21 protein-coding genes are annotated in these 22,994 nt (G+C 72.6%); 11 read left to right on the forward strand and 10 right to left on the reverse strand.

Annotated features, from left to right (window positions below):
- The first annotated feature begins 5 nt into the window (after window positions 1-5).
- Window positions 6-752 (forward strand): endonuclease/exonuclease/phosphatase family protein, encoded by a 747-nt coding sequence (locus FH608_RS25300; protein WP_226899870.1) that lies wholly within the window; start codon window positions 6-8, stop codon window positions 750-752.
- Between the two features lie 37 nt (window positions 753-789).
- Complete coding sequence (locus tag FH608_RS25305) at window positions 790-1,908, forward strand: hypothetical protein (RefSeq protein ID WP_226899871.1); 1,119 nt, start codon at window positions 790-792, stop codon at window positions 1,906-1,908.
- A 63-nt stretch (window positions 1,909-1,971) separates the two neighbouring features.
- Here FH608_RS25305 and FH608_RS25310 read toward each other — a convergent pair whose 3' ends face one another.
- Window positions 1,972-2,430 (reverse strand): hypothetical protein, encoded by a 459-nt coding sequence (locus tag FH608_RS25310; protein WP_139633070.1) that lies wholly within the window; start codon window positions 2,428-2,430, stop codon window positions 1,972-1,974.
- A gap of 46 nt (window positions 2,431-2,476) precedes the next feature.
- A complete protein-coding gene (locus FH608_RS25315) occupies window positions 2,477-3,235 on the reverse strand; it encodes an alpha/beta hydrolase (RefSeq protein WP_139633071.1) in 759 nt (252 codons plus the stop codon).
- Between the two features lie 146 nt (window positions 3,236-3,381).
- On the opposite strand from FH608_RS25315, the gene FH608_RS25320 reads away from it, so the two are divergent.
- The gene (locus tag FH608_RS25320) at window positions 3,382-4,089 is read left to right on the forward strand and encodes a lysophospholipid acyltransferase family protein (protein WP_139633072.1); all 708 of its coding nucleotides are present in this window, start codon (window positions 3,382-3,384) and stop codon (window positions 4,087-4,089) included.
- 209 nt (window positions 4,090-4,298) lie between these two features.
- Here the strand turns inward: FH608_RS25320 and FH608_RS25325 are convergent, their stop codons facing one another.
- Window positions 4,299-4,832, reverse strand: coding sequence for a MarR family winged helix-turn-helix transcriptional regulator (locus FH608_RS25325; RefSeq protein ID WP_139633073.1), 534 nt, complete (start codon window positions 4,830-4,832; stop codon window positions 4,299-4,301).
- Between the two features lie 85 nt (window positions 4,833-4,917).
- On the opposite strand from FH608_RS25325, the gene FH608_RS25330 reads away from it, so the two are divergent.
- The gene (locus FH608_RS25330; protein ID WP_139633074.1) at window positions 4,918-5,343 is read left to right on the forward strand and encodes a DoxX family protein; all 426 of its coding nucleotides are present in this window, start codon (window positions 4,918-4,920) and stop codon (window positions 5,341-5,343) included.
- 134 nt (window positions 5,344-5,477) lie between these two features.
- Here the strand turns inward: FH608_RS25330 and mmuM are convergent, their stop codons facing one another.
- Window positions 5,478-6,344: a homocysteine S-methyltransferase gene (gene mmuM / locus FH608_RS25335; protein WP_139633075.1), complete on the reverse strand. Its 867-nt coding sequence runs from the start codon at window positions 6,342-6,344 to the stop codon at window positions 5,478-5,480.
- A gap of 343 nt (window positions 6,345-6,687) precedes the next feature.
- Window positions 6,688-7,353, reverse strand: a complete 666-nt coding sequence (locus tag FH608_RS25340) for a Crp/Fnr family transcriptional regulator (protein WP_139633076.1) — start codon at window positions 7,351-7,353, stop codon at window positions 6,688-6,690.
- Window positions 7,354-7,425: 72 nt separating this feature from the next.
- Here FH608_RS25340 and FH608_RS25345 point away from each other — a divergent pair, with 72 nt between their 5' ends.
- Window positions 7,426-7,689, forward strand: coding sequence for a YciI family protein (locus FH608_RS25345; protein WP_139633077.1), 264 nt, complete (start codon window positions 7,426-7,428; stop codon window positions 7,687-7,689).
- A 7-nt stretch (window positions 7,690-7,696) separates the two neighbouring features.
- On the opposite strand, the gene FH608_RS25350 is transcribed toward FH608_RS25345, so the two are convergent.
- The 3 genes from FH608_RS25350 to FH608_RS25360 all read right to left on the reverse strand — a co-directional run bounded on the left by FH608_RS25350 (window position 7,697) and on the right by FH608_RS25360 (window position 11,616).
- Entirely contained in the window at window positions 7,697-8,872 is a 1,176-nt protein-coding gene (locus FH608_RS25350) for a hypothetical protein (protein WP_139633078.1), read from the reverse strand.
- Window positions 8,873-9,009: 137 nt separating this feature from the next.
- Window positions 9,010-10,002: a LacI family DNA-binding transcriptional regulator gene (locus FH608_RS25355; protein ID WP_139633079.1), complete on the reverse strand. Its 993-nt coding sequence runs from the start codon at window positions 10,000-10,002 to the stop codon at window positions 9,010-9,012.
- 108 nt (window positions 10,003-10,110) lie between these two features.
- The gene (locus FH608_RS25360) at window positions 10,111-11,616 is read right to left on the reverse strand and encodes a sulfatase-like hydrolase/transferase (RefSeq protein ID WP_226899872.1); all 1,506 of its coding nucleotides are present in this window, start codon (window positions 11,614-11,616) and stop codon (window positions 10,111-10,113) included.
- A gap of 212 nt (window positions 11,617-11,828) precedes the next feature.
- Here FH608_RS25360 and FH608_RS25365 point away from each other — a divergent pair, with 212 nt between their 5' ends.
- From FH608_RS25365 to FH608_RS25385, 5 genes are read left to right on the forward strand one after another with little or no spacing between them, the layout of a single operon-like run.
- Complete coding sequence (locus FH608_RS25365; RefSeq protein ID WP_139633080.1) at window positions 11,829-13,367, forward strand: ABC transporter substrate-binding protein; 1,539 nt, start codon at window positions 11,829-11,831, stop codon at window positions 13,365-13,367.
- Window positions 13,368-13,409: 42 nt separating this feature from the next.
- Entirely contained in the window at window positions 13,410-14,348 is a 939-nt protein-coding gene (locus FH608_RS25370) for a carbohydrate ABC transporter permease (protein ID WP_139633081.1), read from the forward strand.
- Complete coding sequence (locus FH608_RS25375) at window positions 14,345-15,244, forward strand: carbohydrate ABC transporter permease (RefSeq protein WP_139633082.1); 900 nt, start codon at window positions 14,345-14,347, stop codon at window positions 15,242-15,244. The genes FH608_RS25370 and FH608_RS25375 overlap by 4 nt, the downstream gene beginning before the upstream one ends.
- A 32-nt stretch (window positions 15,245-15,276) precedes the next feature.
- Window positions 15,277-16,914 (forward strand): alpha-L-arabinofuranosidase C-terminal domain-containing protein, encoded by a 1,638-nt coding sequence (locus tag FH608_RS25380; RefSeq protein WP_139633083.1) that lies wholly within the window; start codon window positions 15,277-15,279, stop codon window positions 16,912-16,914.
- On the forward strand, window positions 16,911-18,737 hold the full coding sequence (locus tag FH608_RS25385) for a glycoside hydrolase family 2 protein (protein ID WP_139633084.1): 1,827 nt from the start codon (window positions 16,911-16,913) through the stop codon (window positions 18,735-18,737). The genes FH608_RS25380 and FH608_RS25385 overlap by 4 nt, the downstream gene beginning before the upstream one ends.
- A 106-nt stretch (window positions 18,738-18,843) precedes the next feature.
- Here FH608_RS25385 and FH608_RS25390 read toward each other — a convergent pair whose 3' ends face one another.
- Together FH608_RS25390 and FH608_RS52945 are read right to left on the reverse strand one after the other, a co-directional pair.
- Entirely contained in the window at window positions 18,844-21,261 is a 2,418-nt protein-coding gene (locus tag FH608_RS25390; RefSeq protein ID WP_139633085.1) for a VIT domain-containing protein, read from the reverse strand.
- Window positions 21,258-22,361 carry a helix-turn-helix domain-containing protein gene (locus FH608_RS52945; RefSeq protein ID WP_226899873.1) on the reverse strand — a complete coding sequence of 368 codons (1,104 nt, stop codon included), beginning with the start codon at window positions 22,359-22,361 and terminating at the stop codon, window positions 21,258-21,260. The genes FH608_RS25390 and FH608_RS52945 overlap by 4 nt, the downstream gene beginning before the upstream one ends.
- Before the next feature lie 111 nt (window positions 22,362-22,472).
- Here FH608_RS52945 and FH608_RS25400 point away from each other — a divergent pair, with 111 nt between their 5' ends.
- Window positions 22,473-22,940, forward strand: a complete 468-nt coding sequence (locus tag FH608_RS25400; protein WP_139633086.1) for a Dps family protein — start codon at window positions 22,473-22,475, stop codon at window positions 22,938-22,940.
- Window positions 22,941-22,994: the final 54 nt, after the last annotated feature.

Raw genomic sequence — 22,994 nt, forward strand, 5'->3', positions numbered from 1 at the left:
ACGGCATGCGCGACAGCGTGCCCGCGCTGACCAGGGTGATCGCCGCCATGCGCGCCGACGTGCTCTGCGTGCAGGAGGCGCCCAGGCTCAGGAGGTCCCGGCGGGGCGCGCTGGCCGCCGCCGCCGGGCTGCGGGTGGCGACCCCCGGCCGGGTCGGCGGCGTGGCGGTGTTCACCGGGCCGCGCGTGCGCGTGCTGCACGCCGAGAGCCACGCGCTCCGCCTCTTCCTCGGCCTGGAGCGGCGCGGGCTCGCGCTCGCCGTGGTGGACGTCGCCGGCGCCCGCCTGGCGGTCGGCTCCCTCCACCTCGACCTGCACGACTCCGCCAGGGTGCACCACGCCGCCGAGGCCGTGGCGCTGATGGAACGCGCGGCCGGGCGGTTCGGGGCCACGATCGTGCTCGGGGGCGACATCAACGAGCAGGCGCACCAGCCCGCCTGGCGGCTCCTCGCCGGGCGCCTGGCCGACTGCCACGCCGTCGCGGCCCGCGAACGGCAGGGGGACCGCGCACCCCAGGGGGAGCGCCGAGGAGAGCGCGAACGCCGGGGAGACGGCGCGGAGATCGCGCCTGAGCGGCCCGCGGACGAAGGGCTGACGTTCACCTCCGCCCGCCCCGCCGTGCGCATCGACGGCGTGTTCGCCGCGCGCGAGGCGCATGTCGTGTCGTGCGGGGGAGTGGACGCCTCGAGCGCCGATCTCGCCGGGGCGAGCGACCATCTGCCGGTCGTCGCGGAGCTGCGAATTGGGCACTGACGGGCAAGACCGGCTGCCCACCCCGTAGCATTTGTTCATGACCCGTCGCTCTCAGCGGCGTGCGCTCTCGTTGTTCTTGGCGACGTCCGTGGCCTTGATCCAGGCCGCGCCCGCCGCGCATGCCGATCCCCGCCGGCCCACCACGATCGAGGCGTGGCAGCAGTCGACCAGCGTGCGCCTCCAGGCCGACGGCTCGCTCTCCGACGTGCTCGCCGTCTCCGCCGGCGACGTGTGGGCGGTCGGGCAGCAGGAGATCTGGGACGTGTGGAAGAACCGCGGCACCATCCGCCACTGGAACGGCGAAGGCTGGTCCGAGGTGCCCGTCCGCGACGACGCCTCCTCGGGAAACCTGCGCGGCCTGGCCGCCGCCTCCGCCTCCGAGGTGTGGGCGGTCGGCGACGGGCACGACGGGCTGCCGTACCTCGCCCGCGGCGACGTCAACGGCTTCGACCGGGTCAGGCCGCCGGCCCTGCGGGCGGGCGACTGGCTCGGCGGCGTCGACGCCGGATCAGGGCGGGTCGTGGCGGTCGGCAGCCGCGAGAAGCAGGGGCTCATCCTCACCGGCCAGGGCAACTCCTGGACGGTGCACCAGACCAAGGAGCAGGGCGCCCTCTACGCGGTCGCCGACGGGTTCGCCGTCGGCGACACCGGCACCGAGCCGCTGATCGTCCACTACTCGGGCGGGTCGTGGAAGACCATGCCGGTGCCCTACATCCCCGGCGGCTACCTGCGCGACATCCAGGTCGACAGCGCCAAGCGGGCGGTGGCCGTCGGCGGCGTCTACCAGGGGCCCGACGACATCTCACCCCTCATGCTCACCTGGAACGGCAAGCACTGGCGCGAGCAGCGGCTGCCTGTCTCGGTCTCTGACGTGCGGCTCTACGGCGTGACCGGCGACGGCAAGGGCCGCTACTGGATGACCGGCTACGACCCGTCGCAGCCCACCGAGCCGTTCATGACGCGCTGCGAGAAGGGCCACTGCGAGACCATCCGGGGCGAGGCGCCGGAGGGCAGGAGCAGCGTGCGGCTCCAGGCGCTGGCCTACCTTCCTGGCAAGGGCACGGTGTGGGCGGTCGGGCACGCGGTGGACACCCGTGACCGCTACACCGACGTGGTGGAGTCGTTCGCGCCCAAGACCGTCACCTCGAAGTCGTAACGCTCGCCCGGGGCGTGGGCGGCCGGGCGGAGCCGTCCCTTGGTGGGGTCGTCCTTGGCGGGGTCAGAGGCGGGCGCCGTCGTCCCAGCCGGAGTCGTTGGGCGGGCCGTCGCCCATGCGCACCACCAGCGCCACGAACCCGCCGATGAACGCCGCGACCGCCGTGAACAACGCCCACCCCTCCATGTGCCAGTTCGCCATCGCGGCCACCAGGAGGTAGGCGGGCCCGCCGAACAGCGCGACCCACGCCAGCTTGGTCGGCAGGTCGAGCTTGGGCAGGGGCGGCGGCGGGGGCGGCTCGAAGTGCCCCTCTTCCTCCTCGTCGTCACCCTCGTCCAGGTTCGTCTCGTCCAGGGCGTCCTCGGGCTCGAACTCCTCCGAGGGCTTCACGACCCGGCGGGTGGGCTCGGCGGGGACGTTCTCGCTGTCCGGCCAGGGCTGGTCGGCCGAGTCGCGCTCGGCGGTGTCGTTGAAGGACGCGACGATCTGCCGCCAGACCTCGTCCTCACTCTGGGGCGTCACCTAGATGGACCTCTCCGCAGCGATCGCGACTTCCCCCTGGGTGCGATCAGTCCCTCTGCAAGGGTACCGAGGCATGTGTCCGGATGAAGTCGAGGCTCCCGGCAAAGATCCTGTCGGCATCGTTGTCAAGCGTCGCAACATGGTAGCTATCGGTAAGCTCCTCGATCGTGGCCTGCGGGACCTTCTCGCGGATGATCGCCACACTCGCCGGCTTGACCACGTGGTCCTCGGCGCTGTGGAAGACCAGCAGCGGCTGCGTCAGTTTCGCCAGGTCGGCGCGCACCATCGACCACAGCGCCGGTAGTGAGGCGGCCGCCTTCACCGGGGTGCGCGCGTATGCCAGTTCGCCGGCGCCGGGTTTCTTGATGTCGTTGCCGACCCCGGGCACGGACGGCACGAACCACTTGAGCAGCGGAGCGAGCCTGAGCAGCGGCACGTCGCTCACGATCGACGGGTTGACCACCAGGACACCGCTGATCGCCGCGCCGTGCACCTCGGCCAGGCGCAGCGCCAGGCAGCCGCCCAGTGACAGCCCCGCCACGAAGACATCCCGGCAGCGCCCCTGAAGGTTGGCGAACGCCTTCTCCACCTCGGCGTACCAGTCCTCCCAGCGCGTCCTGTTCATCTCCTGCCACGTGGTGCCGTGCCCCGGCTGGCGGGGCAGCGAGACGCTGAGCCCGTGCCCGGCCAGGAACTCACCCCACGGCCGCAGCGACTGCGGGGTGCTGGTGAAGCCGTGGCAGAGCAGCACGCCGATCTCTCCCGCGTCGTGGTGGTACGGCTCCGCGCCTGGCATGAGCGGCATAACAGCTCCTTGACGGAAATTCATCCCGGAACTGCCCGATCGTCGCACGTTCTTGGGTGTTTGTGCGAGAGCTGGGTAGGAGCACGTCCCGCGGGATGGGAAGATGACTCTGCTCACACGCGACATGCTGGAGAAGAGGTGCCGGGGTGTTCTACTGGGTGGTCAAGGCCATCTTGGGTCCGTTCCTCCTCGCCGTCTTCCGGCCGTGGACGGAGGGCGCGGAAAACGTGCCCAAGGAGGGCCCCGCGATCCTGGCCGGCAACCACCTGTCGTTCGCCGACCACTTCTTCGGCCCGCTGCAGATCCGCCGCAAGGTGATCTCGCTCGGCAAGGCCGACTACTTCACCGGGCGCGGCATCAAGGGCTTCTTCACCCGCCTGTTCTTCAGCGGCGTCGGCACGGTGCCGATCGACCGCTCGGGCGGCAAGGCCAGCGAGGCGGCGCTCCGCACCGGCCTGCGCATCCTGCGCGAGGGCAACATCCTGGGCATCTACCCCGAGGGCACCCGCTCGCCCGACGGCCGCCTCTACAAGGGCAAGACCGGCGTGGCCCGGCTCGCCCTGGAGTCGCGCGCGCCGGTCATCCCGTGGGCCATGGTCAACACGTACGAGATGATGCCGCCGGGGCGGCCGGTGCCCAAGTTCGGCATCCGGCCCGGCGTCCGGTTCGGCAAGCCGCTCGACTTCTCCCGCTACTACGGGATGGAGGACGACCGGCTGGTGCTGCGCGCCGTGACCGACGAGATCATGTACGCGCTGATGGAGCTGTCGGGGCAGGAATACGTCGACAAGTACGCCGCCAGCGCCCGGGTCGAGATGGAACGCGCGGCCCGCGCCGCCGCCGCCAAGCGCTGACCCGCTCAGCGCCCGGCTCTCCAGGGGCAGATCAGCGCTCGCCAGCGCCCCGCCACCTCACGCCGGTGGCGTGCCTGGGCGGCTCATGCCGAGCGCCGTCAGGGCCTGAGCAGCTTGTGCCGAAGGGCCGTCAGGCCCTGAACGGCTTATGTCGGGAGGCCGTCACGGCCTGAGTGGCTGACGCCGGGGGCCGTCAGGGCCTGAGTGGCTTACGTCGGGGCCACCTGGGTCGTCGGTTTCGCCGGGTTCGTCGAGGTCGCTGGGTTCGTCCGGGTCGTTGGGTCCGCGGGGGCGCGTAAGACCGCCTCGGCCTTCTGCATGGCCGTGGTCATGGCCCGGAGCTCGGTGCGGCTGAGCCGGTCGATCAGGAAGGCGCGCACCACCTCCAGGTGGCCGGGCGCCACCCGTTCCAGGCAGCTCAGGCCCGCCTCGGTGAGCACCGCGAGCACCCCGCGCTCGTCGCCGGGATACGTGGTGCGTTCCACCAGCCCGGCCTTCTCCAGCTGGGTGATCTGATACGTCAGCGCGCTCTTCGACACCACGACCCCCCGGGCCAGCTCGGTCATGCGCATGCGGCGCCCTGGCGCCTCGGCGAGTCGCACCAGGATCTCGTACTGCGGATGGGTGAGCCCCGCCGCGGCCTTGAGCTGCTCCTCGATACGCCGCTCGAGCAGGTGGGAGGCCGAGAGGAAGGCGCGCCACGCCGCCATCTCCGTCGCGTCCAGCCATCGGGGGTCCGTCATCGGCCCATTCTACGTGTCGTTCAGATTTGAACATCAAGTGTTAGGGTTGTCGTTCAAATCTGAACGACCATCCAGGAGAGACCGCATGATCGACCAGGCGCGCCCCGTCGCCCTGCTGCTCGCGAGGATCGCCCTCGGCGTGATCTTCCTCGTGCACGGCTACCAGAAGTTCGCGACCATGGGCATCGCGGGCACGACCGCGTTCTTCGAGTCCGCCGGGATCCCGCTGGCGTCCGTCGCCGCGCCGGTGGTGGCGGCGCTGGAGGTGGCGGGCGGGCTGGCGCTGATCCTCGGCGCCGCGCTGCCGATCGCGGGCACGTTGCTGGCCGCCGACATGGTGGGCGCCATCGTGTTCGTGCACGGCTCGGCCGGCTTCGGCGCCGGGGAGGGCGGCTACGAGTTCGTCCTGGCGCTGGCGGCGGCGAGCCTGGCCGTCGGCTTCACCGGCGGGGGAGCGCTGGCCCTCGACACCATCCTGTCCCGGCGCCGCACCGCCCCGGTCGCGGCATAGGAGCCGAGCCCTCAACGGGCCTCGCCGCATCGCCACGAGGCCCGCTGGCGTGCGTGGCTCGTTGATGTGCGAGGCCCGCTCCTCCCGGGACGCGCTCGGCAGAGGCGCAGCCGGGCCGTGCGTGGGATGTGGGCTCAGGAGAGATGGGCGCGGATCTGGGTGATGTGCTCGGGCGTCGTACGGCAGCAGCCGCCGATCAGCGACGCGCCCGCCTCCTGCCACTCCTTGGCCGCCTGGCCGAACTCCACCGGGTCGGCCAGCCCCAGCCAGCGCCGGTGCCCGGCATCCCACGTCTCGCCCGAGTTGGGGTAGACCACCACCGGCAGCCCGCCGGACAGGCACGAGATCAGCCCCGGGATGTGGCGCGGCGCGGTGCAGTTGGCGCCCACGGCCACCACCTGCGGGTTGCCGCCGAACAGCGCGGCCGCCTCCCGGATCGGCGTGCCGTCGTTGAGCCGCTCCCCGTCGCGGCAGGAGAAGCTCACCCACGCCTTCACCCCGGGCGTGCGGGCCAGCAGCCTGGCCAGCGCCCGCGCCTCCGGGTACGACGGGATCGTCTCGCACGCCAGCAGGTCGGCCCCGGCCGCGGCGAGGATCTCCCAGCGCGGCAGGTGCCAGGCGAACAGGCCGTCCTCGTCGAGGTCGTAGTCGCCGGTGTATTCGGCGCCGTTGGCCAGGTAGGCGCCGTACGGGCCGACCGAGGCCGCCACCAGCCCGCCGCCGGCCTCGTCGCGCGCCTGCCCGGCCAGCTCCACCGACAGCCTGATCAGCCGCTCGGCCTCCGCCACGTCGAGCCCGCGGCGGACGAAGCCCGGGATCGTGGCCTGGTAGCTGGCAGTCGTGGCGACGTCGGCCCCCGCCGCGAAGTAGTCGGCGTGCACGCGCCTGATGAGCTCGGGCTGCTCCAGCAGCAGCCGCGCCGACCAGAGCTCGTCGCCGAGGTCGGCGCCGAGCCGCTCGAGGTGGGTGGACAGGCCGCCGTCCAGGACAAGTGCAGTCACCTGTCCAGAGTACGAGCCCCGGCACGCCCCCGATCCCGCGCGGTGGCACGCCTCGCCTGCCCGCCATGGAACTGCGTGCCGGAGGAGGGAAAACTTCGGGTGCCTGGCCTGCCTGGCGGCACGGGTTGAGTACGGGATGAGCACGAGGACGCCCAGCCCGCGATGGCGGACGCGAGGCCGGAGGGCGGAGGTCGGGGAGGTGAGGTCCGAAGGTGGAGGTGAGGTCGGACGGTGGAGGTCGGGGAGGTGAGGTCCGAAGGTGGAGGTGAGGTCGGACGGTGGAGGTCAGGGAGGTGAGGTCCGAGGGTGGCCGAGGTCGGAGGGTGGCGGTCAGGGAGGGAGGTCACGGAGGTGGGGGGAGGGCGGCCAGGTGGGAGAGAGCGTGCGGGTCGAGCACGATCACCTCGCCGGTCCCGATCTCGATCATCCCCCGGCGCTCGAACCCCCGCAGCGCCCGGTTGACGCTCACCCGGCTGGCCCCGATCTCGGCGCCCAGGCCCGCCTGCCCCGCGTGGAGCGGCACCCGGCCGCCCGCGCAGCGCCGTACCAGCCAGGTGGCCACGCGCGAGGGCACGTCGCGCACCGCCGCGTCCGTGAGCCGGTCGTCGAGGTCGCGCACGGTCGCGGCCAGCGTGCGCAGGAGCCGCGCCGCGACGGTCGGCTCTGCGGCGACGAGGCCGAGCACGGTCGAGCGCGGCAGGTACGCCACCTCCACCGGCGTCAGCGCCGTCAGGGTGGCCCGGTGCGGCCCGTCCACGAGGAGGGCCGTCTTGTCGAACGCCACCGGCGCGGCCTCCACGGCGAGCAGCACCTCCCGGCCCTCCGGGCTCGCCCGCCCGGCCTTGACCCGGCCGTCCAGCAGCACGATCAGGTGCTCCGCCGGATCGCCCTCGGTGCACAGCACCTGCCCGGCCGGGTAGCGGCGCCGCCGGGCCGCCGCCTCCAGTCCGCGCAGCCGCCCGTCGTCCAGCCCGCCGAGCATCGGCAGGTCGGCCAGTGTGTACGTCATGTATCCGGTGATACACCACCCTGGTGACCGCCGATGCTGAGCACCCGGCGGACCGGCCCGTAGCGTGCCGGCATGGCGAGATACGTGCTGCACATGACCTTCGACGGCGACCCCGCCCGGCTCGCGGCCCGGCCCGCGCACCGGGAGCACCTGCGGCGGCTCAAGGAGCAGGGGCGGCTGGTGACCGCCGGCCCTTGGGGGGACGACACGGGCGCGATGCACGTGTACGAGGCGGCGGACGAGGCCGAGGTGCGCGACATCCTCCGGGACGACCCCTACACGGCGGTGAACGGCTACGAGATCGTGCTCCTGAAGGAGTGGACCCCGATCCTGTGACCGGGCCTCAGCGCTTCTGCAGGGCCCTGAAGTCGTCCAGCCAGTAGCCCCGGCCGGACAGGCCGTCGCCGCGCGACTTGACCGTGTACGGGGCGAAGACGCTGTTGAGCAGCCACGGCGCCTTGTCCGGCCCGAAGTCCTTGACCATCAGGTCGTCCTGCTTGAAGCCGTACGTGGCGACCGCGAGCCGCCCGGTGCCCCGGTACAGCCGCATCTGGTCGCGCAGGAAGCCGGCCTGGCTCGTGAACCAGGGGCAGGAGGCCAGGAAGTCGTCCCACTGCCGCCGGCTGAACGGCTCGTCGATGGCCGCCTTGATCACCTGCCAGACCGGGGTGCCGGGGGCGAAGCCGTACCTGCCGGCGAACTCGTCGGAGACGGGGTCCTCCAGGTGCCGCTGCCAGTACCACACCAGCGAGAACTCGGTCACCAGGAACGTCTGGTCGTCGCGCATCCGCGGCAGGATGTAGTCGAGGAACGCCTGGGCGTTCTGCGGCGCCGGGATGTGCGGGTGGATGTCCACGCCCTCGATCTCCGGCGTCTCGCGTACGAACGCCATCCAGCGCTCGGCGGCGGGCGTCCGGCGGTCGGCCAGGTCGAGCCGGTTGAGCGCGCCCATGTAGAGCGTGGTGCGGCAGCCGGTGCCGCAGTGCTCGCGCCGGTAGTCGATGACGTGCCGGGCGACGGTCTCGTAGAAGGCGTTGAGCCGCTCGTCGCGCTCGGCGGGCAGGCTCTCGATGAACGGCTCGTTGCCGATGGTGAGGACGTCCACCTTGCCCAGCACGGCCGGCAGCACCTTGTCCAGCCGGGCGAGTTCCGCGGCCATCGCGGCGCTGCCGGGCTCGGGGAAGTGGGCGCCGCCGTACGGGAACTTCAGGCTGAGGATCGTGTCGAAGCCGCGCTCGGCGGTCTCGGTGATGGTGCGGATCGCGAAGTGCGCGGCGGGGTCGCCCTCGTCGGTGGCGGGCATGGGGAAGAACCCGCGCACCCACCCGGTGTGCGACTCGCGCAGCTCGCGGTAGTCGAGCGCGTCGAGGTTCTGGTTGAAGTTGGCGCCCAGGGCGCCGTACGCGGCACCGAGCGGCTTGTCATGGTCCACGGGCTTTCCTCCCTGGGCGGTGGCCGGAGTGACGGTCGAGGCGGCCAGAGCCGCGGTCAACGCGATGATCGACAGACGGCGCAGCATGTGCGTTGCTCCCTGTGCTCGAAGGGGTGACCCGGCATGGTCATCGGCTCACCCGCGCATCCATGTTTGCGCTAACTTGATCTGCCTGTCAATGGGCGGTGGACGGAGGAGAGGGCCGGCGCGGCGCGAGGCGACGGTCAGCGCGGCGGCGCGGTGGAGGCGCGGATCACCAGCTCCGGACGGACGAACCGGGAGGTCACCTCGGGCGCCTCCGAGCCGGAGGGCGCCTCGATCCGGGCCAGCAGGTGCTCCAGGCAGCGGCGCCCCACGGCGGCGAGGTCCTGGCGGACCGTCGTCAGCGGCGGGCTGAGGAACGGCGTGAAGTCCAGGTCGTCGAACCCGACCACGCTCAGGTCGCCGGGCACCCGCCGGCCCAGCTCCTCCGCCGCCCGCAGGACGCCCGCCGCCATCTGGTCGTTGGCGGCGAAGATCGCGGTCACGCCGTCGCCGGCCAGCAGGCGCAGCGCGGCGTCGTAGCCCGACTGCGGCGACCAGTCGCCGGTGACGGGCGGCGGGACGGCCCGGCCCGACCGCTTGAGCTGCCGCTGCCAGGCGGCCCTGCGCCGCTGCGCCGGGTTGGACCCGGCGGGCCCCGCCACGTGGTGGACGGTGGCGTGTCCCAGCCCGAGCAGGTGGTCGACGGCGGCGCGGGCGCCGGCGGCCTCGTCCATGCCGAAGGTGGGGTGCCCGTGCGCCGCGCGGCTGTCGGCGATGACGAGCGGGACCTCCTCCAGGAGCCGCAGGTGCGGGGTGTCGAGCACCCGGGCCTCGATCACGATCACGCCGTCGACCGCGCGGTCGGTCAGGCCGCGGACGGCCGCGCGCACCTCCTGCTCGGTCGGGGCGTCGACCACCGCCACGCTCACCGAGTAGCCGCGGGCCTGCGCCCCGGCGACGACGGACTCCAGGATGCGCACGTTGCCGATGGCGCTGAGGTTGAACATCACCACGCCGATCGTGCCGAAGCGCCCGGTGGCCAGCGCCCGCGCGGCGATGTTGGCGCGGTAGCCGAGCTGCCGCATGGCCGACTCGACCTTCTGCCGCGTCTCCGCGGTCACTCGGTCGTTGCCGTTGACCACGCGGGACACGGTCTGGCCTGACACGCCGGCGAGCTTGGCGACGTCGGCCATGGACGCCCCTCCGGATGCCCTGGTCCCCGGTGGTCGAGTCACGCCGGGCTCTCCCCTCGTCGAATCCGCATGTGGAAGCGCACGATACCCGCCGCGGGCGGCGGGATCTCAGGCCTGGCCCTGGTGATTGACGCCTTCGAAGTCGCTCAAGGAGGTGTCGTAGTCCTTGCCGCCGACAGGGTACATCGACGTCATCCAGTGGTGGAAATTGTCGCCGGAGTCGCGGAGCCGCTGGTAGAGGCGGTGCAGGAGCTCGGCCCTGACCTCGTCGAGCGCGGGGTCGTCGTAGCGGTTGGCCAGCTCGTACGGGTCGCTCTCCAGATCGTAGAGCTCGTTCACGCTCTCCGGGTTGACCACCAGCTTGAACCGGCGCGTGCGCAGCATGCGCTGCGGATAGGGGAAGTGGTGGCCGTGGAACTCCGCGGTGATGTCCTCGCGCCAGCCGGCGGGCTCCTCGCCCAGCGCGAACGGCACCAGGCTGCGCCCGTCGGCGCCCGGGTCGGGCTCGGCGCCCGCGAGGTCGAGGAACGTGGCGGTGTAGTCGACCAGGCTGACGAACGCGTCCGTCGCGTGGCCGCCCGGCGAGCCGGGCACGCGCAGCAGGCCGGGGATCCGGTAGATGTCGTCGTACATGGCCGGGCCCTTGTCGTGCAGGCGGTGCGCCCCGGTGAACTCGCCGTGGTCGGCGGTGAACGCGACCGCCGTGCCGTCCCACAGCCCGAGGCGGCGCAGCGCGCGGGTGAGCCGCCCGATCTGCTCGTCGATGAGCGTGACGTAGCCCCAGTAGGCGGCGATCAGCCGGCGCCTGGTCTCCTCGCTGAGCGTGTCGTGCGTCCAGTGCTCGGAGTAGCGCCGCTGCACGCACGGCTTGTTCGCGAACGTCTCCCCGAAGGAGGGCGGCAGCTCGACCACGTCGGGGGAGTACATCTCCAGGTACTCGCGCGGCAGCAGGTACGGCAGGTGCGGGCCGTAGAAGTGCACCGCCATGTAGAAGGGGCGGCCGTCGCGGTGGTAGTCGCGGGCGTACTCCTCCAGCCGCTCGATCGTCCGGTCGGCGAGGAAGCGCTCGAAGGTGGCCTCCGGCGGCTGGTTCAGGACGCCGGCCAGCAGGTTGCCCGGCTCGCCGTTGGGGAAGACGCCGCGCACCTCCTCGCTGATCTCCGGCTCGGGCAGGCCCCGCTCGGCCAGCCAGGCGAGGTAGCCGGGGTGGCCGACGGGGTTGTGCCAGCCCGGGTAGTGGGGGCCGTCGAAGCCGAACTCGCCGGGGCCGCGGCGCCGCCCGACGTGCCACTTGCCCTCGATGCCGACGTTGTAGCCGCGCTCGCGCAGGCGCCGCGAGAAGGGGGTGAACTCGTCCGACAGCTCCTCCGAGTAGCCCACGTTGCGCTCGTAGTTGGCCAGCAGCCTGTGCCGGTACGGCAGCACGCCGGTGAGGAGACTGGCCCGCGCGGGGGTGCAGATGGCGGACGGCGTGAAGCAGGCGTCGAAGCGCGTGCCCGACTCGGCGATCTCGTCCAGGTACGGCGTGGACACGTGCGGGTTGCCGTAGGTCCCGATGGTGTCGACGCGGTGCTGGTCCGTCATCAGGAAGAGCATGTTGGTGGGCGAGCTCACGGGGCCTCCATGTTTCCGCAAACATCTGTACGACCCCGGCGATCGCCGAACCTGTGAGGTAGACGAGCTCCGAGGCTGTTTCAGAAAACCGCGCCTGTGCGGCCTTGACGCTGATTTACAGCAGCCATAGGTTAGCGCAAACATAGATCCCTGAGGGAAACCCCTCGAAATGGGACAGGTCGATGACGTAGTCGACACGAACAGGAGTCGCCATGGGGCCGCATGACCGGATTCCCGGAGCCCGTCCCGGCGTGGCGGGCGCCGGCCGCCGCACCCTCAGCCGCCGTCAGCTCATCGGCGGCACTACCGCCGGCGCCCTGACGGCCTTCCTCGCGGCGTGCACGGGCGGCGGGCAGATGAGTCAGCGGAGCGCCGCACCCGGCGGGAGCGGCGGCGCCCTCCAGTGGTGGGACCAGTTCCGGCCGCTGACCAAGATGCTGCAGAACGACCTCTTCACCCCGTACATGCAGGAGCATCCGGGCGTGAAGATCGAGCGGCGGCAGATGGACGCGCCGGACCTCGGGCAGGCGCTCCAGGTCGGCCGGCGCAGCAACCAGATGCCGGACGTGCACTCGATGGCGGGCCTCGGCGGCGTCTCGCCGGCCGCCCTGGTCAGCGAGGGCTGGTTCCAGCCCATCGGCAAGCTCGCCGACTTCGCGGGCAGCCCCGTCGGCGACCTCCTCTACGACGGCATCCACCGCTTCAACGGCGACATCTACTCCTTCCCGCCGTTCTCGGGCCGCTGGCACGACGCGGTGCCCTGGTACAACTCCGCGATGCTCAAGCAGGCCGGGATCGACGTGGAGGAGGAGCCGGGCACCTGGGACAAGCTCCGCGAGTACGCGCGCAAGGTCACCACCAGCATGGGCGGCGACGCGTTCGGCATCGTGGTGCCGAGCAAGGAGCCGGAGTACCTCGCCGCGCTGGTGCACCGGCTCGCCATGACGGCCGGCGCGCCAGGACCCGGCGCCATCGACTGGAAGACCGGCGACTACGTCTACGACTCCCCGGAGTACGTCCAGGCCATCGAGTTCCTGGTCTCGCTGCAGAAGGACAAGGTCGTCCACCCCGCCTCCGCGTCGATGGGCCCGCGCGACGCCCGCGCCCGCTGGGCGGCCGGGCAGGCGGGCATCTACCTGTGGGGCGCCTGGTTCGTCGGCGGCCTGCTCGTGGACGAGCCCGAGGCCGTCGAGCGCGGGGTCGGCGTGTGGCACATCCCCTGCCCCGAGACGACCCGCAACTTCGTCTACAACCCGCCGCAGCCCGGCACGTTCTGGGTGTCCAGCCAGTCGAAGCAGGCGAAGACCGCCGCCGAGGTCATGCTGCGGATGACGACGAAGGAGTTCCAGAGCAAGCTGGCCTCCGCCATGGACCAGCCGCCGGCCCTCGTCGAGGTGGTCCAGGAGGCGGACGCCCACGCGGCGTACAAGGCGTGCGTCGCCAACTTCCAGGACGACGTGCGGATCGGCCCGGTGCCCGAGGTCGGCAACCCCGCCGTCTGGCAGGTCCTCGCCGAGATGCGCGACCTCCACCCGAACCTGGGCGACATCGTCCAGTCGGTCCTGACCGGCTCGACCACCGACATCGCCGGCGAGCTCAAGCGCTACAACGACAAGGTCACCGCCGAGCGCGACCGCGCCGTCCAGGCCGTCCGCGAGGAGAAGGGCGCCGAGGTCGACCTCAAGGCGTGGGTCTTCGCCAACTGGGATCCCACGAAGGACTACGACCAGCAGGCCTACGCCGCGCGCTGAGCGCGCCCACCCGGTGCGGCCCTCGACGCTGACAGGAGCGCGATGACGACAACTCACGAGCGGACCCACCCGGGGCGGGGGTGGCCGCGACGCCTGCGGAAAGACTGGTGGATCTACCTCTTCCTGCTCCCGACCGTCCTCGGGTACGGCGCCTACACCGTCTACCCGCTGCTGGCCTCGTGGTGGTTCGCGTTCCTGGACTGGCCGGGCTTCGCGGCGGTCGGCACCTTCACCGGCCTGGAGAACTTCGAGCGGCTCCTGGGCGACGACCTGTTCTGGAACGCCTTCCGCAACTCCCTCGTGTTCCTCGTGATCGCCGTACCGCTGCGGGTCGGGCTGGCGCTGCTGCTGGCGATCGTGCTGAATCGGAAGAAGACGCCGTTCAAGGGGTTCTTCCGCACCCTGTTCTTCCTGCCCGTCGTCACCACGGGCGCCATCGTCGGCGTCGTGTTCACCCTGGTGCTCGACGCGAGCGGCCCGGTGAGCCTGTCGCTGGTCTGGTCGGGCCTGATCGACTCGCCGGCCAACTTCGCCGCCGACGCCGGCACCTCGCTGTACGCCGGGATCGCGGTCTGGGTGTGGAAGTGGCTGGGCATCACCCTGATCTACTGGCTGGCCGCGCTCCAGACCATCCCGCAGGGCGTGCATGAGGCCGCGATGATCGACGGCGCGGGCGCGTGGGCGGAGTTCCGCCACGTGACGATGCCGCTGCTCGTGCCGTTCCTCGTGATCATCACGCTGATCGACACCGTGGCGGCGTTCAACGTCTTCGACCTCATGCAGACCCTCACCGGCGGTGGCCCGTCCTTCTCATCCGAGGTGATCGAGATCTTCATCTTCCGCACGGCCTTCCAGGCCACCGTCCCCCAACTCGGCTACGCGTCCGCGGCGGCGGTGCTGTTCGGGCTGCTGACCGTGGTCCTCGCGGTCGTGCAGGCGCTGGGCATGCGCTGGGCCCGCGGCAGGATCGGCTCGTCATGACGGCCCCGGCCACGACCGCGCCCACGCGGGCGCCCGCCGCCACGGCGACGGGCCGGGCCCGCCCGCCGCGCCGCCCGAGCGTGGGACAGGTGGTCACCGTCGTCGTGCTGCTGGTGCTCGGCGGCCTGTGGGTCTACCCGTTCGTCTGGCTGGTCTCGGCGTCGCTGAAGACCTCGCCCGAGATCTTCGGCAGCGGGCTGAGCCTGATGCCGGAGACGCCGGTCTGGGAGAACTACGCCAGGGCGTGGACGGAGGTGGGCTTCGGCACGTACTTCGTCAACACGCTCGTCATCACGGTCGGCACGGTGCTGCTCGTCGTCGTCCGCAGCGCCCTGGCGGGATACGTCCTCGGCCGCTACGACTTCATCGGCAAGAAGCTGCTCATCGGGATCTTCCTGGTCACCTTCTTCCTGCCGGAGGGGTACACGATCATCCCGATCACCCAGCTCACCGACCAGCTCAGGCTGCTCAACACGCACGCCGGCGTGATCCTCGGGCTGGGCGCCGGCGGGCAGATCGCCTCGACCCTGCTGTACGCGGGCTACTTCCGCCGGCTGCCCAAGGAGCTGGAGGAGACCGCGCGCCTGGACGGCGCCGGACATTTCACGATCTTCTTCCGCGTGATGCTGCCGCTGGCCTGGCCGATCACCGCCACGGTGGTCATCCTCACGTACCTGTTCGCCTGGAACGTCTACCTGCTGCCGCTGGTGTTCACGCTCAGCGAGCCCGATCTGCGCACGCTCGCCGTGGGCATGACGGTGTTCATGGGCGAGCGCGGCACGGACTGGTCGGGGCTGGCCGCGGGCGCGGTGATCTCGCTGATCCCGGTGATCGCCGTCTTCGTCGTGCTCCAGCGCAGGTTCGTCGACAGCATCGCGGGAGCGGTGAAGCAGTAACGGTGAAGGACATCGAAAGGAAGTCACCACACATGCCTGTCCGCGAAGCTCTCGTGACGGTCGACACCCGGCGCCCGGTGGGCCGGATCGACGACGACGTCTACGGGCACTTCCTCGAATCCGCCTTCTTCGGCAACATCGAGGGCGGGGTGTTCGACGAGGGCTCGCCGCTGTCCGTCGACGAGCCCGGCCCGCTGCACGGCGTCCGCGCCGACGTGCTGGAGCTCTGCCGCGAGCTGGGTCCCGGGCCGATCCGCTGGCCCGGGGGCAACTTCACCTCGGCCTACCACTGGGAGGACGGCATCGGGCCGCGTGACGCGCGGCCCACCCGCCTGGAGCTCGCCTGGGGCGGCCTGGAGAGCAACCGGTTCGGCACCGACGAGTTCCTGGCCTGGTGCGAGGCCGTGGGGGCGGAGCCGTACCTGGTGCACTCCTGCCGGGACGTCGACGAGGCGGTGCGCTGGGTCGAGTACACCAACGCCGCCCGCGACACCACGCTCACCGCCCTGCGCGCGCGGAACGGGCGGGCCGAGCCGTGGGGCGTGCGCTACTGGGGCGTCGGCAACGAGGTCTACGGCCCGTGGCAGATGGGCCACCGCTCCGCCGACGAGTACGCCGCGGCGGCCCGCGAGCACGCGCTGTTCATGCGCCAGGTCGACCCGTCGATCCGGCTGATCGGCGTCGGCATCCCCTGGCGGCAGGAGGAGTGGACGCGCCCGCTGCTGGCGCGCGCGGGCGCGTTCTTCGACCACCTGTCCCTGCACCTGTACGGGGCCAGCACCCACCTGTGGACCGGCGACGACTACGACCAGGTCGTCGCCCAGTCCCTGTACTTCGAGCGCGAGATCAACACCTACTCCCGGCTCGTCACCGCGATCTCCGCCGAGGTGGGCCTGGAGCGCCCGCCGGCGCTGGCGCTCGACGAGTGGAACATGCGCCACCTGGAGCCCGCCGACTGGCCGGACCCCGAGGCGGGCGACGACGGGGGCGTCGCCCCGCGCGACCTCCCCGACACCGGCGAGCCCGGCCGGGTCCGGGTGAACCGGTGGAGCCCGCGCACGGTCGCCGACCTGGTCTTCTCCGCGGGCGTGTTCCACGCGATCCACCGGAGCGCGGGCCTGCCCTCGCCGGTGAGCATGGCCAACCCGGTGAACCTGGTCAACGCCAACGGCCTGGTCGTCGCCCGTCCCGGCGGCGCCCTGCGCTCGGCCATCTACCACGTCTGGCACCTCTACCGGCACCACCTCGGCAGGACCGTGCTGGCGTCCGAGGTGGACGGCCCGGCGCGCTCCACGGCGGTCCGGCTCGGAGACAACCGCGGCCCCGACGGTCGGCTGCTCACCGCGCCCATGACCGTCCCGTACCTGGACGTGTCGGCCACCCGCGCCGACGACGGCTCCGTGCGGATCGCCGCCGTCAACCGGCACCGCGACGAGAGCGTGCGCCTGCGGCTCGTGCTCGACGGCTCCGCCGCCAACACGCCCGGACACGCGCACGTCAGGACCCTCGGCGCCGACGCCCCCGGCCCGCACGCCGTCAACACCCTCGACGCTCCCGACACGGTCGCGGTGCGCGACCTCGGCCGCGTCGAGGCGACCGGCGGCGCCTGGGACCTCGCGCCGCACTCCGTGACCGTGCTGGCCCTCGGCGACCTCCGGGGAGAGCGATGACCGGCCACCCCGACCACCCCCGCCCGCTGCTGGTCCGCCCGGCCTGGCAGGACCTGTCCGGTCCGTGGGGGTACGCACCGGACGGCGAGGACCGGGGGCTGGCCGCCGGCTGGCACCGCGACCCCGCCCCCTTCACCCGGACGATCACCGTGCCCTACCCGCCGGAGAGCGAGCTGTCCGGTGTCCACGAAAGCGCGCCCCCCGTCGTGTGGTACCGCCGCACGCTGAGGCCCGCCCCGGCGCCCGGGCCGGGGGAGCGGCTGCTGCTGCACTTCGGGGCGGTGGACTACCGGGCGCGCGTCTGGGTCAACGGCACGCACGTCGGCGGCCACGAGGGCGGGCACACGCCCTTCACCCTCGACGTCACCGAGGCCCTCGTGCCGGGGGAGGAGCAGACCGTCGTCGTCCGCGCCGAGGACGAGCACGACGACGCCACCCAGCCGCGCGGCAAGCAGGACTGGCGCGAGGAGCCGCACGGCATCTGGTACCACCGGACCACCGGCATCTGGCAGCCCGTCTGGGCGGAGGTCGTGCCGGCGCTGCACCTGCGGCGGCTGCACTGGACGCCGGACGTCCCCGGCGCGGCCGTGACCCTGGAGGTGGAGCTCTCGCGCCGCCCCGATCCTCCCGTGGACGTGCGCGTCGTCCTCACCCTCGGCGACGAGGTCCTGGCCGACCAGACCTGCCGTACCGACCGGAAGGACGGGCGCTGGACGATCGCCGTACCCGCCGCCGGGCACCAGATGGAGCAATCGCGGCTGCTGTGGACGCCGGAGACGCCGACCCTGCTGGACGCCCGCGTCGAGGTGCTGCGCGACGGCCGGCCCGTCGACGCGGCCACCTCGTACGTCGGCCTGCGCAGCGTCGGCATCAGGGACGGCAGGTTCCAGCTCAACGGCCAGCCCCGCTTCCTGCGCCTGGTCCTCGCCCAGAACTACTGGCCCGGCTCCCATCTGGCCGCCCCCGGCCCCGACGCGCTGCGCCGCGAGGCCGAACTGGCCAAGGAGCTGGGCTTCAACGGGGTACGGGTGCACCAGAAGGTCGAGGACCCCCGCTTCCTCGCCTGGTGCGACCGGATCGGCCTGCTCGTGTGGAGCGAGATGCCCAGCGCGTACGAGTACGCGCCGAGGACCGTCGAGCGGCTGACCCGCGAATGGCTGGAGGTCGTCGCCCGCGACCGCAGCCATCCCTGCGTGGTGACCTGGGTGCCGTTCAACGAGAGCTGGGGCGTCTGGCACGCGGCCGACGTGCCCGAGCAGCGGCACGCCCTCAGCGCGCTGTACCACCTCACCAAGGCGATCGACGGCACCAGGCCGGTCATCTCGAACGACGGGTGGGAGCACACCGAGAGCGACATCTGGGGGCTGCACGACTACGCGCCGACCGGGGCGTCCATCCGCGAGCGCTACGCCGACCGGGAGGCGCTGGCCCGCATCCTCACCGACCGGCCGCCCGCGCGCCGCGTCGCCCTGCTCGGCGATGCGGTCCGGCGCGGGCAGCCGGTGGTGCTGTCGGAGATCGGCGGGACCAGCCTGAAGCCCCGCGAGGAGGAGTCCTGGCACGGGTACGCGACCGTCGGCTCCACGCACGAGCTGGCCGAGGAGTTCCGGCAGCTCGTGGACGCGGTGCTGGACAGCCCGGAGCTCGCGGGCTTCTGCTGGACCCAGCTCACCGACACCGAGCAGGAGACCAACGGGCTGCTGACCGCGGGCCGGGAGCACAAGCTGCCGCCCGAGACCGTCCGGCGCATCCTCACCCGGCCCGCCCGCTCGACCCCGGCCGAGGCCATCGACGCGGCCCGCCGCGCCGCCAGGGACGGTTAGACGTCCCCTCCCCTCCCGGAGGAGACGGTTAACCCTCCCCTCCGAGAAGGGACGCCTGGCCTCCCTCCGGGAGGGGACGGCTGACCTTCCCTCCCGGAACGGACGGCTAGCCGCGTTTCCAGAAGGGACGGCGGCGGCCGGGCCGGGGATCGCCGGGTTCCGTGGCGCGGCCTGCCGGGCCGGCGGGCCCCGTGGCACTGCCGCCCGGATCGCCCGGTTCCGCGGCCCGGCCGCCCGGGTCGCCGGGGCCGACGAGGGCCGTCAGCACCTCCACGGCCCGGTCGTGCAGGGCCTGGGCGTCGGTGCCCGGCCGCTCGGCCGACTCCAGCTCCCGGGCCAGCGACTCCAGCCGCTCGTTCCCCCCGAGGTAGGCCGCCAGCGCCGCCAGCCGCGAGCCCAGGTCCGCCAGATACATCAGGCTGGGCACGGGCTGCGCCTTCAGCCGCTCCAGCTCGGCCACCAGCTGCGGCCTGACCGCCTCCAGCGGATGGCCGAGCCCGGGCGACTTGCCGGCCCGCTTGCGCAGGCGGCCACCCGGCGCGAACGGAGCGGGCAGCGCGCGCGAGGCGAACGCGTCGCGCGCGCCGGAGGAGAGGCCCGGATCCTGGCCGGTGAGCCCGAGGCCCGGGTCGGGCACCCGCATCCGGGGCGGGCTCGGCGGCCCGGCGGCCATCACCGCCGCCTGCGCCGTGAAGCCCATCATCGGCGCCGTACGCGGCATCTCCCAGCCGCTCGGCGGCTCGACCGGCTGGATGACGCGATGCTCGGGGCCGCCCTCGGCGACCTGCCTGGTGTCGATCGCCACGTACGCGGTGAAGCGGCACAGCACGCCGTACTCCAGCGACGTGCGCACGATCCGCGACTCCAGGTCGTGCTCGCCCATGGCGTACCGGTCCTCCAGCTCCCGCAGGTGCGCGCGGGCCCACACGGCGCGGATGGCCGGATTGTCCACCGCCACCCCCGCGACCTGCTCCTCCCACGGCCTGTCCGCGGCCATCCCGCGCACGGTCAGCGAGGAGCCCGCGCGGAAGCGCCCGTACACGCGCAGCGGCACGCCCGGGAAGATCGACCCGAGGTGCGAGACCGTGTCCGGTTCGACGTCGAGGCCCTTGAGGGACAGGTCCGTCACCAGAGGGGCGCCGATCCTGCGGTGGATCTGCTCCATGGCGGTGTCCAGCCGGTCCTCCGACTCGACCAGCTCGCACCGGCCCGCGCCGAGCCCGGCCAGGCGGCCGAGGAAGCCGGCGTTCACGGCGCGGTCGATGCCGACCGTGTGCACGCGCATGGCCGACAGCGCGCCGCCCGCCTGCTCCAGGATCTGGTCCTCGTTGCCCACCTGCCCGTCGGTGACCAGCACCACGACCCGCTCGCGTTCGGTGCCGGCGCCCAGCAGCGCGACGGCCCGGCGCAGCGGCTCCAGCAGCTCGGTGCCGCCGCGGGCGTCCACCCGGGCGAGATGCTCGACGGCGCGGTAGCGGTTGCGGTCGGACGCCTCCACCAGCCCCTCGTACGCCTCCTCCACCACGGAGTCGAACGTCAGCACCGCGAACCTGTCCAGCTCCGTCAGCGTGTCGACGATGCGCGCGGCGGCCCGGCGGGCGGCCACCATCTTCCAGCCGCCCATGCTGCCGGAGCGGTCGAGCAGCAGCACCAGGTCGCGCGGCACGCGCGTGGCCTGGACCGGCGGCGGGACGACCGTGAGCGCGAACGTGCCGCCCTGCTCGGCCGGTCCGTCCAGCTGCAGGGAGGTCGAGGTGTCGAACGACAGCCGCAGGATGAAGTCGCGGTCCAGCCGCTCGCCGGGGCGCAGGCGTACCGTGCCGCCCTCCTCCTCCACCACGTGCAGGCTGGCGGCCAGCTCGCGCAGCTCCAGCCCGGCCGCGTCCACGCTCGCGCGCAGCGACAGGCGCACCGGGTCGGGGAAGCCGGGCAGCAGGACGGGCGGGCTGATCCTGGACGCGTCGGGCACCGCGTCGGTGTCGGGCGCGGCGCCGTCGCCCGCCGGCGGGCCGTCGAGGGGGCTGCCCGGGATGTAACGCGGGGCCACGACCAGCGGGAACCTGAACGTGGCGGCGCCGTCCTCGTACGGCAGCGGCTGGCTCATCGTCAGCCTGACCGAGACGCGCTCGCCGGGCAGGATGTTGCCCACCCGGATCGTGAACACGTCCGGCCGGTCCTCCTCGGCGATGGCCGCCCGCCTGCCCTCGCTCAGCGCCCGGTCGTAGTCGGCCCTGGCCTGGGCGCGCTCCTTCAGCACGCCCTCGATCACCCGGTCGTCGGCCTCCATCCTGAAGCCGGTGACGGCCGCGCGGTCGGGCAGCGGGAAGACGTACGTGGCCTCCAGGGTGACGTCGAACGGGTTCCTGAACCCCTGCGTGACCTCGACCCCGGCGATGAGCCCTGAGATGTCGGCGGCCACGTCCACGCTCTCCAGCGGCAGGTTGCCGCGCTCCGTCAGCAGCGCGCCGAACCCGGCGTCCGGCACCGGCAGGCACCGTGCGGGCTCCAGCGAAGTGATCTTCATGTCAGCTCCCTCTCTTCGAGCACCGCGAGCAGCGGCGCCGCCGCCGCCAGCACCGCCTGAACGTCCTCCTCGGACGGGGCCCGGCGGGCGTCCAGCACCAGCCGCACCCCGCCGGCCAGCCTCACCCCTGTGACGGTCCCGGCCTCCACCTGCCTTGCCGCTTCACCATGTGCCGCGTCCGGCCGCTCGCCCACCCGCGCCGCCGTGACGCGCCGCCCGGCCACGCGGGCTTCCCTGTCGGCCGCGTGACCGCTCGTCTCGTGCGCCCCCGCCGCCGGCCGCTCAGCCCAGAAACGCTCCCGCACCTGGCCCCGTACATCCGCGTCGCTGTCCGAACCTGCACCGTGCCCTGGAATATCAGCTGTTCCCGCACCATCTCGCGAAATGTCGGCCGAGACCGCGCCCTGTCGCGCTGGCCCATGTCGGGAAATGTCGGTCGGTCCCGCACCGCCGGTCGTCCCGGCGCCATGTCCGGAACCGGCGGTCGTCCCGGCGCCGTGCCCCGAGCCACCGGTCGTTCCCGCGCCGTGCCCGACCCCGTCTGCCGTCCCCGCGCCGATGGCCGGTGGGCCGGGCGGTGGTGCGCCATGGTGCGGCGGGTCCGGGTGCGACGCGGAAGGGACGGCCGGCCGTCGTGGGCCGGCGGGGACGCCTGGCCTCAATGCCGGGGAGGGGTCCGGGCCTGGCCCGTCCCGCATCCCGGTGCCAGGCCCGCCCCGAGCGCCGGTGTCAGGAGTGCCGCGCGCGCCGGTGCCAGGTCCACCGCGCGCCCCCGTGGCCGGGGGGAGGCCGGCGGCCGTTTCGAGCATGCGGTCCGTCGCGCCCGCCAACATCACCTGGATGTCGGCGATCGAGTGGCCGGACGCCTGCAGCCGCTTCACGGCCACGAGTTGCAGCAGGTGCCTCCGACCGTACTGCGCGATCCTGCCGCGCCGGGTCAGCGGCGGGTCCACCAGCCCGATCGTCGTATACCACCTGATCAGCCGCTCCCCGGGCACGTCGCGGACCCGGCCGTTGACGGGCGCCGCGCCGTCCGCGCCCCGGCGCAGCGCGAGGGCGGCGCGCTCGGCCAGTTCGCCGATGGTCCAGGTCTCGCTCATACCTCGACAATGACACTGTCACTATTACACTGTCAACAAGAAGGAAGAATGCCCGCCGTCATGTCGTTCTAAATAACGAAAAGTCCGACCGACGGGGAGGAACGAGAACACATGGCCACGATCACTGGCCCGCTTTCGGGAGACGCCAAGAACACCGTCGCGGAGGCCCTGCAGGGCGCCCTGGTCGATCTCATCGACCTCTCGCTCGTCGCCAAACAGGCACACTGGAACCTCATCGGCCCGCACTTCCGCCCGATCCACCTCCAGCTCGACGAGCTCACCGACCTCGCCAGGACCCACATGGACGCCATCGCGGAGCGCGCCGTGGCGGTCGGCGTCAACCCGGACGGCCGCTCCACCACCGTCGCCAAGTCCACCAAGCTCCAGCAGCTCGAGTCCGGCTGGCTGGAGGACGGCAAGGTGGTGGCGACGATCACCGACCTGCTGGACGGCGTGAGCAAGCGCATGCACGAGCGCGTCCGGGCCACCGACGAGCCCGACCCGGTCACCCAGGACCTGCTCATCGCGGTCGCGCAGGACATCGACAAGCAGCACTGGATGTTCCAGGCCCAGTCCTGACCGGCCCGAACACGATCCGAACGGTGCCGGGGAGCCCGGGTACCCCCACGGGGG

Source organism: Nonomuraea phyllanthi (genome assembly GCF_006334985.2).
GTDB classification, from domain to species: Bacteria; Actinomycetota; Actinomycetes; order Streptosporangiales; family Streptosporangiaceae; genus Nonomuraea; species Nonomuraea phyllanthi.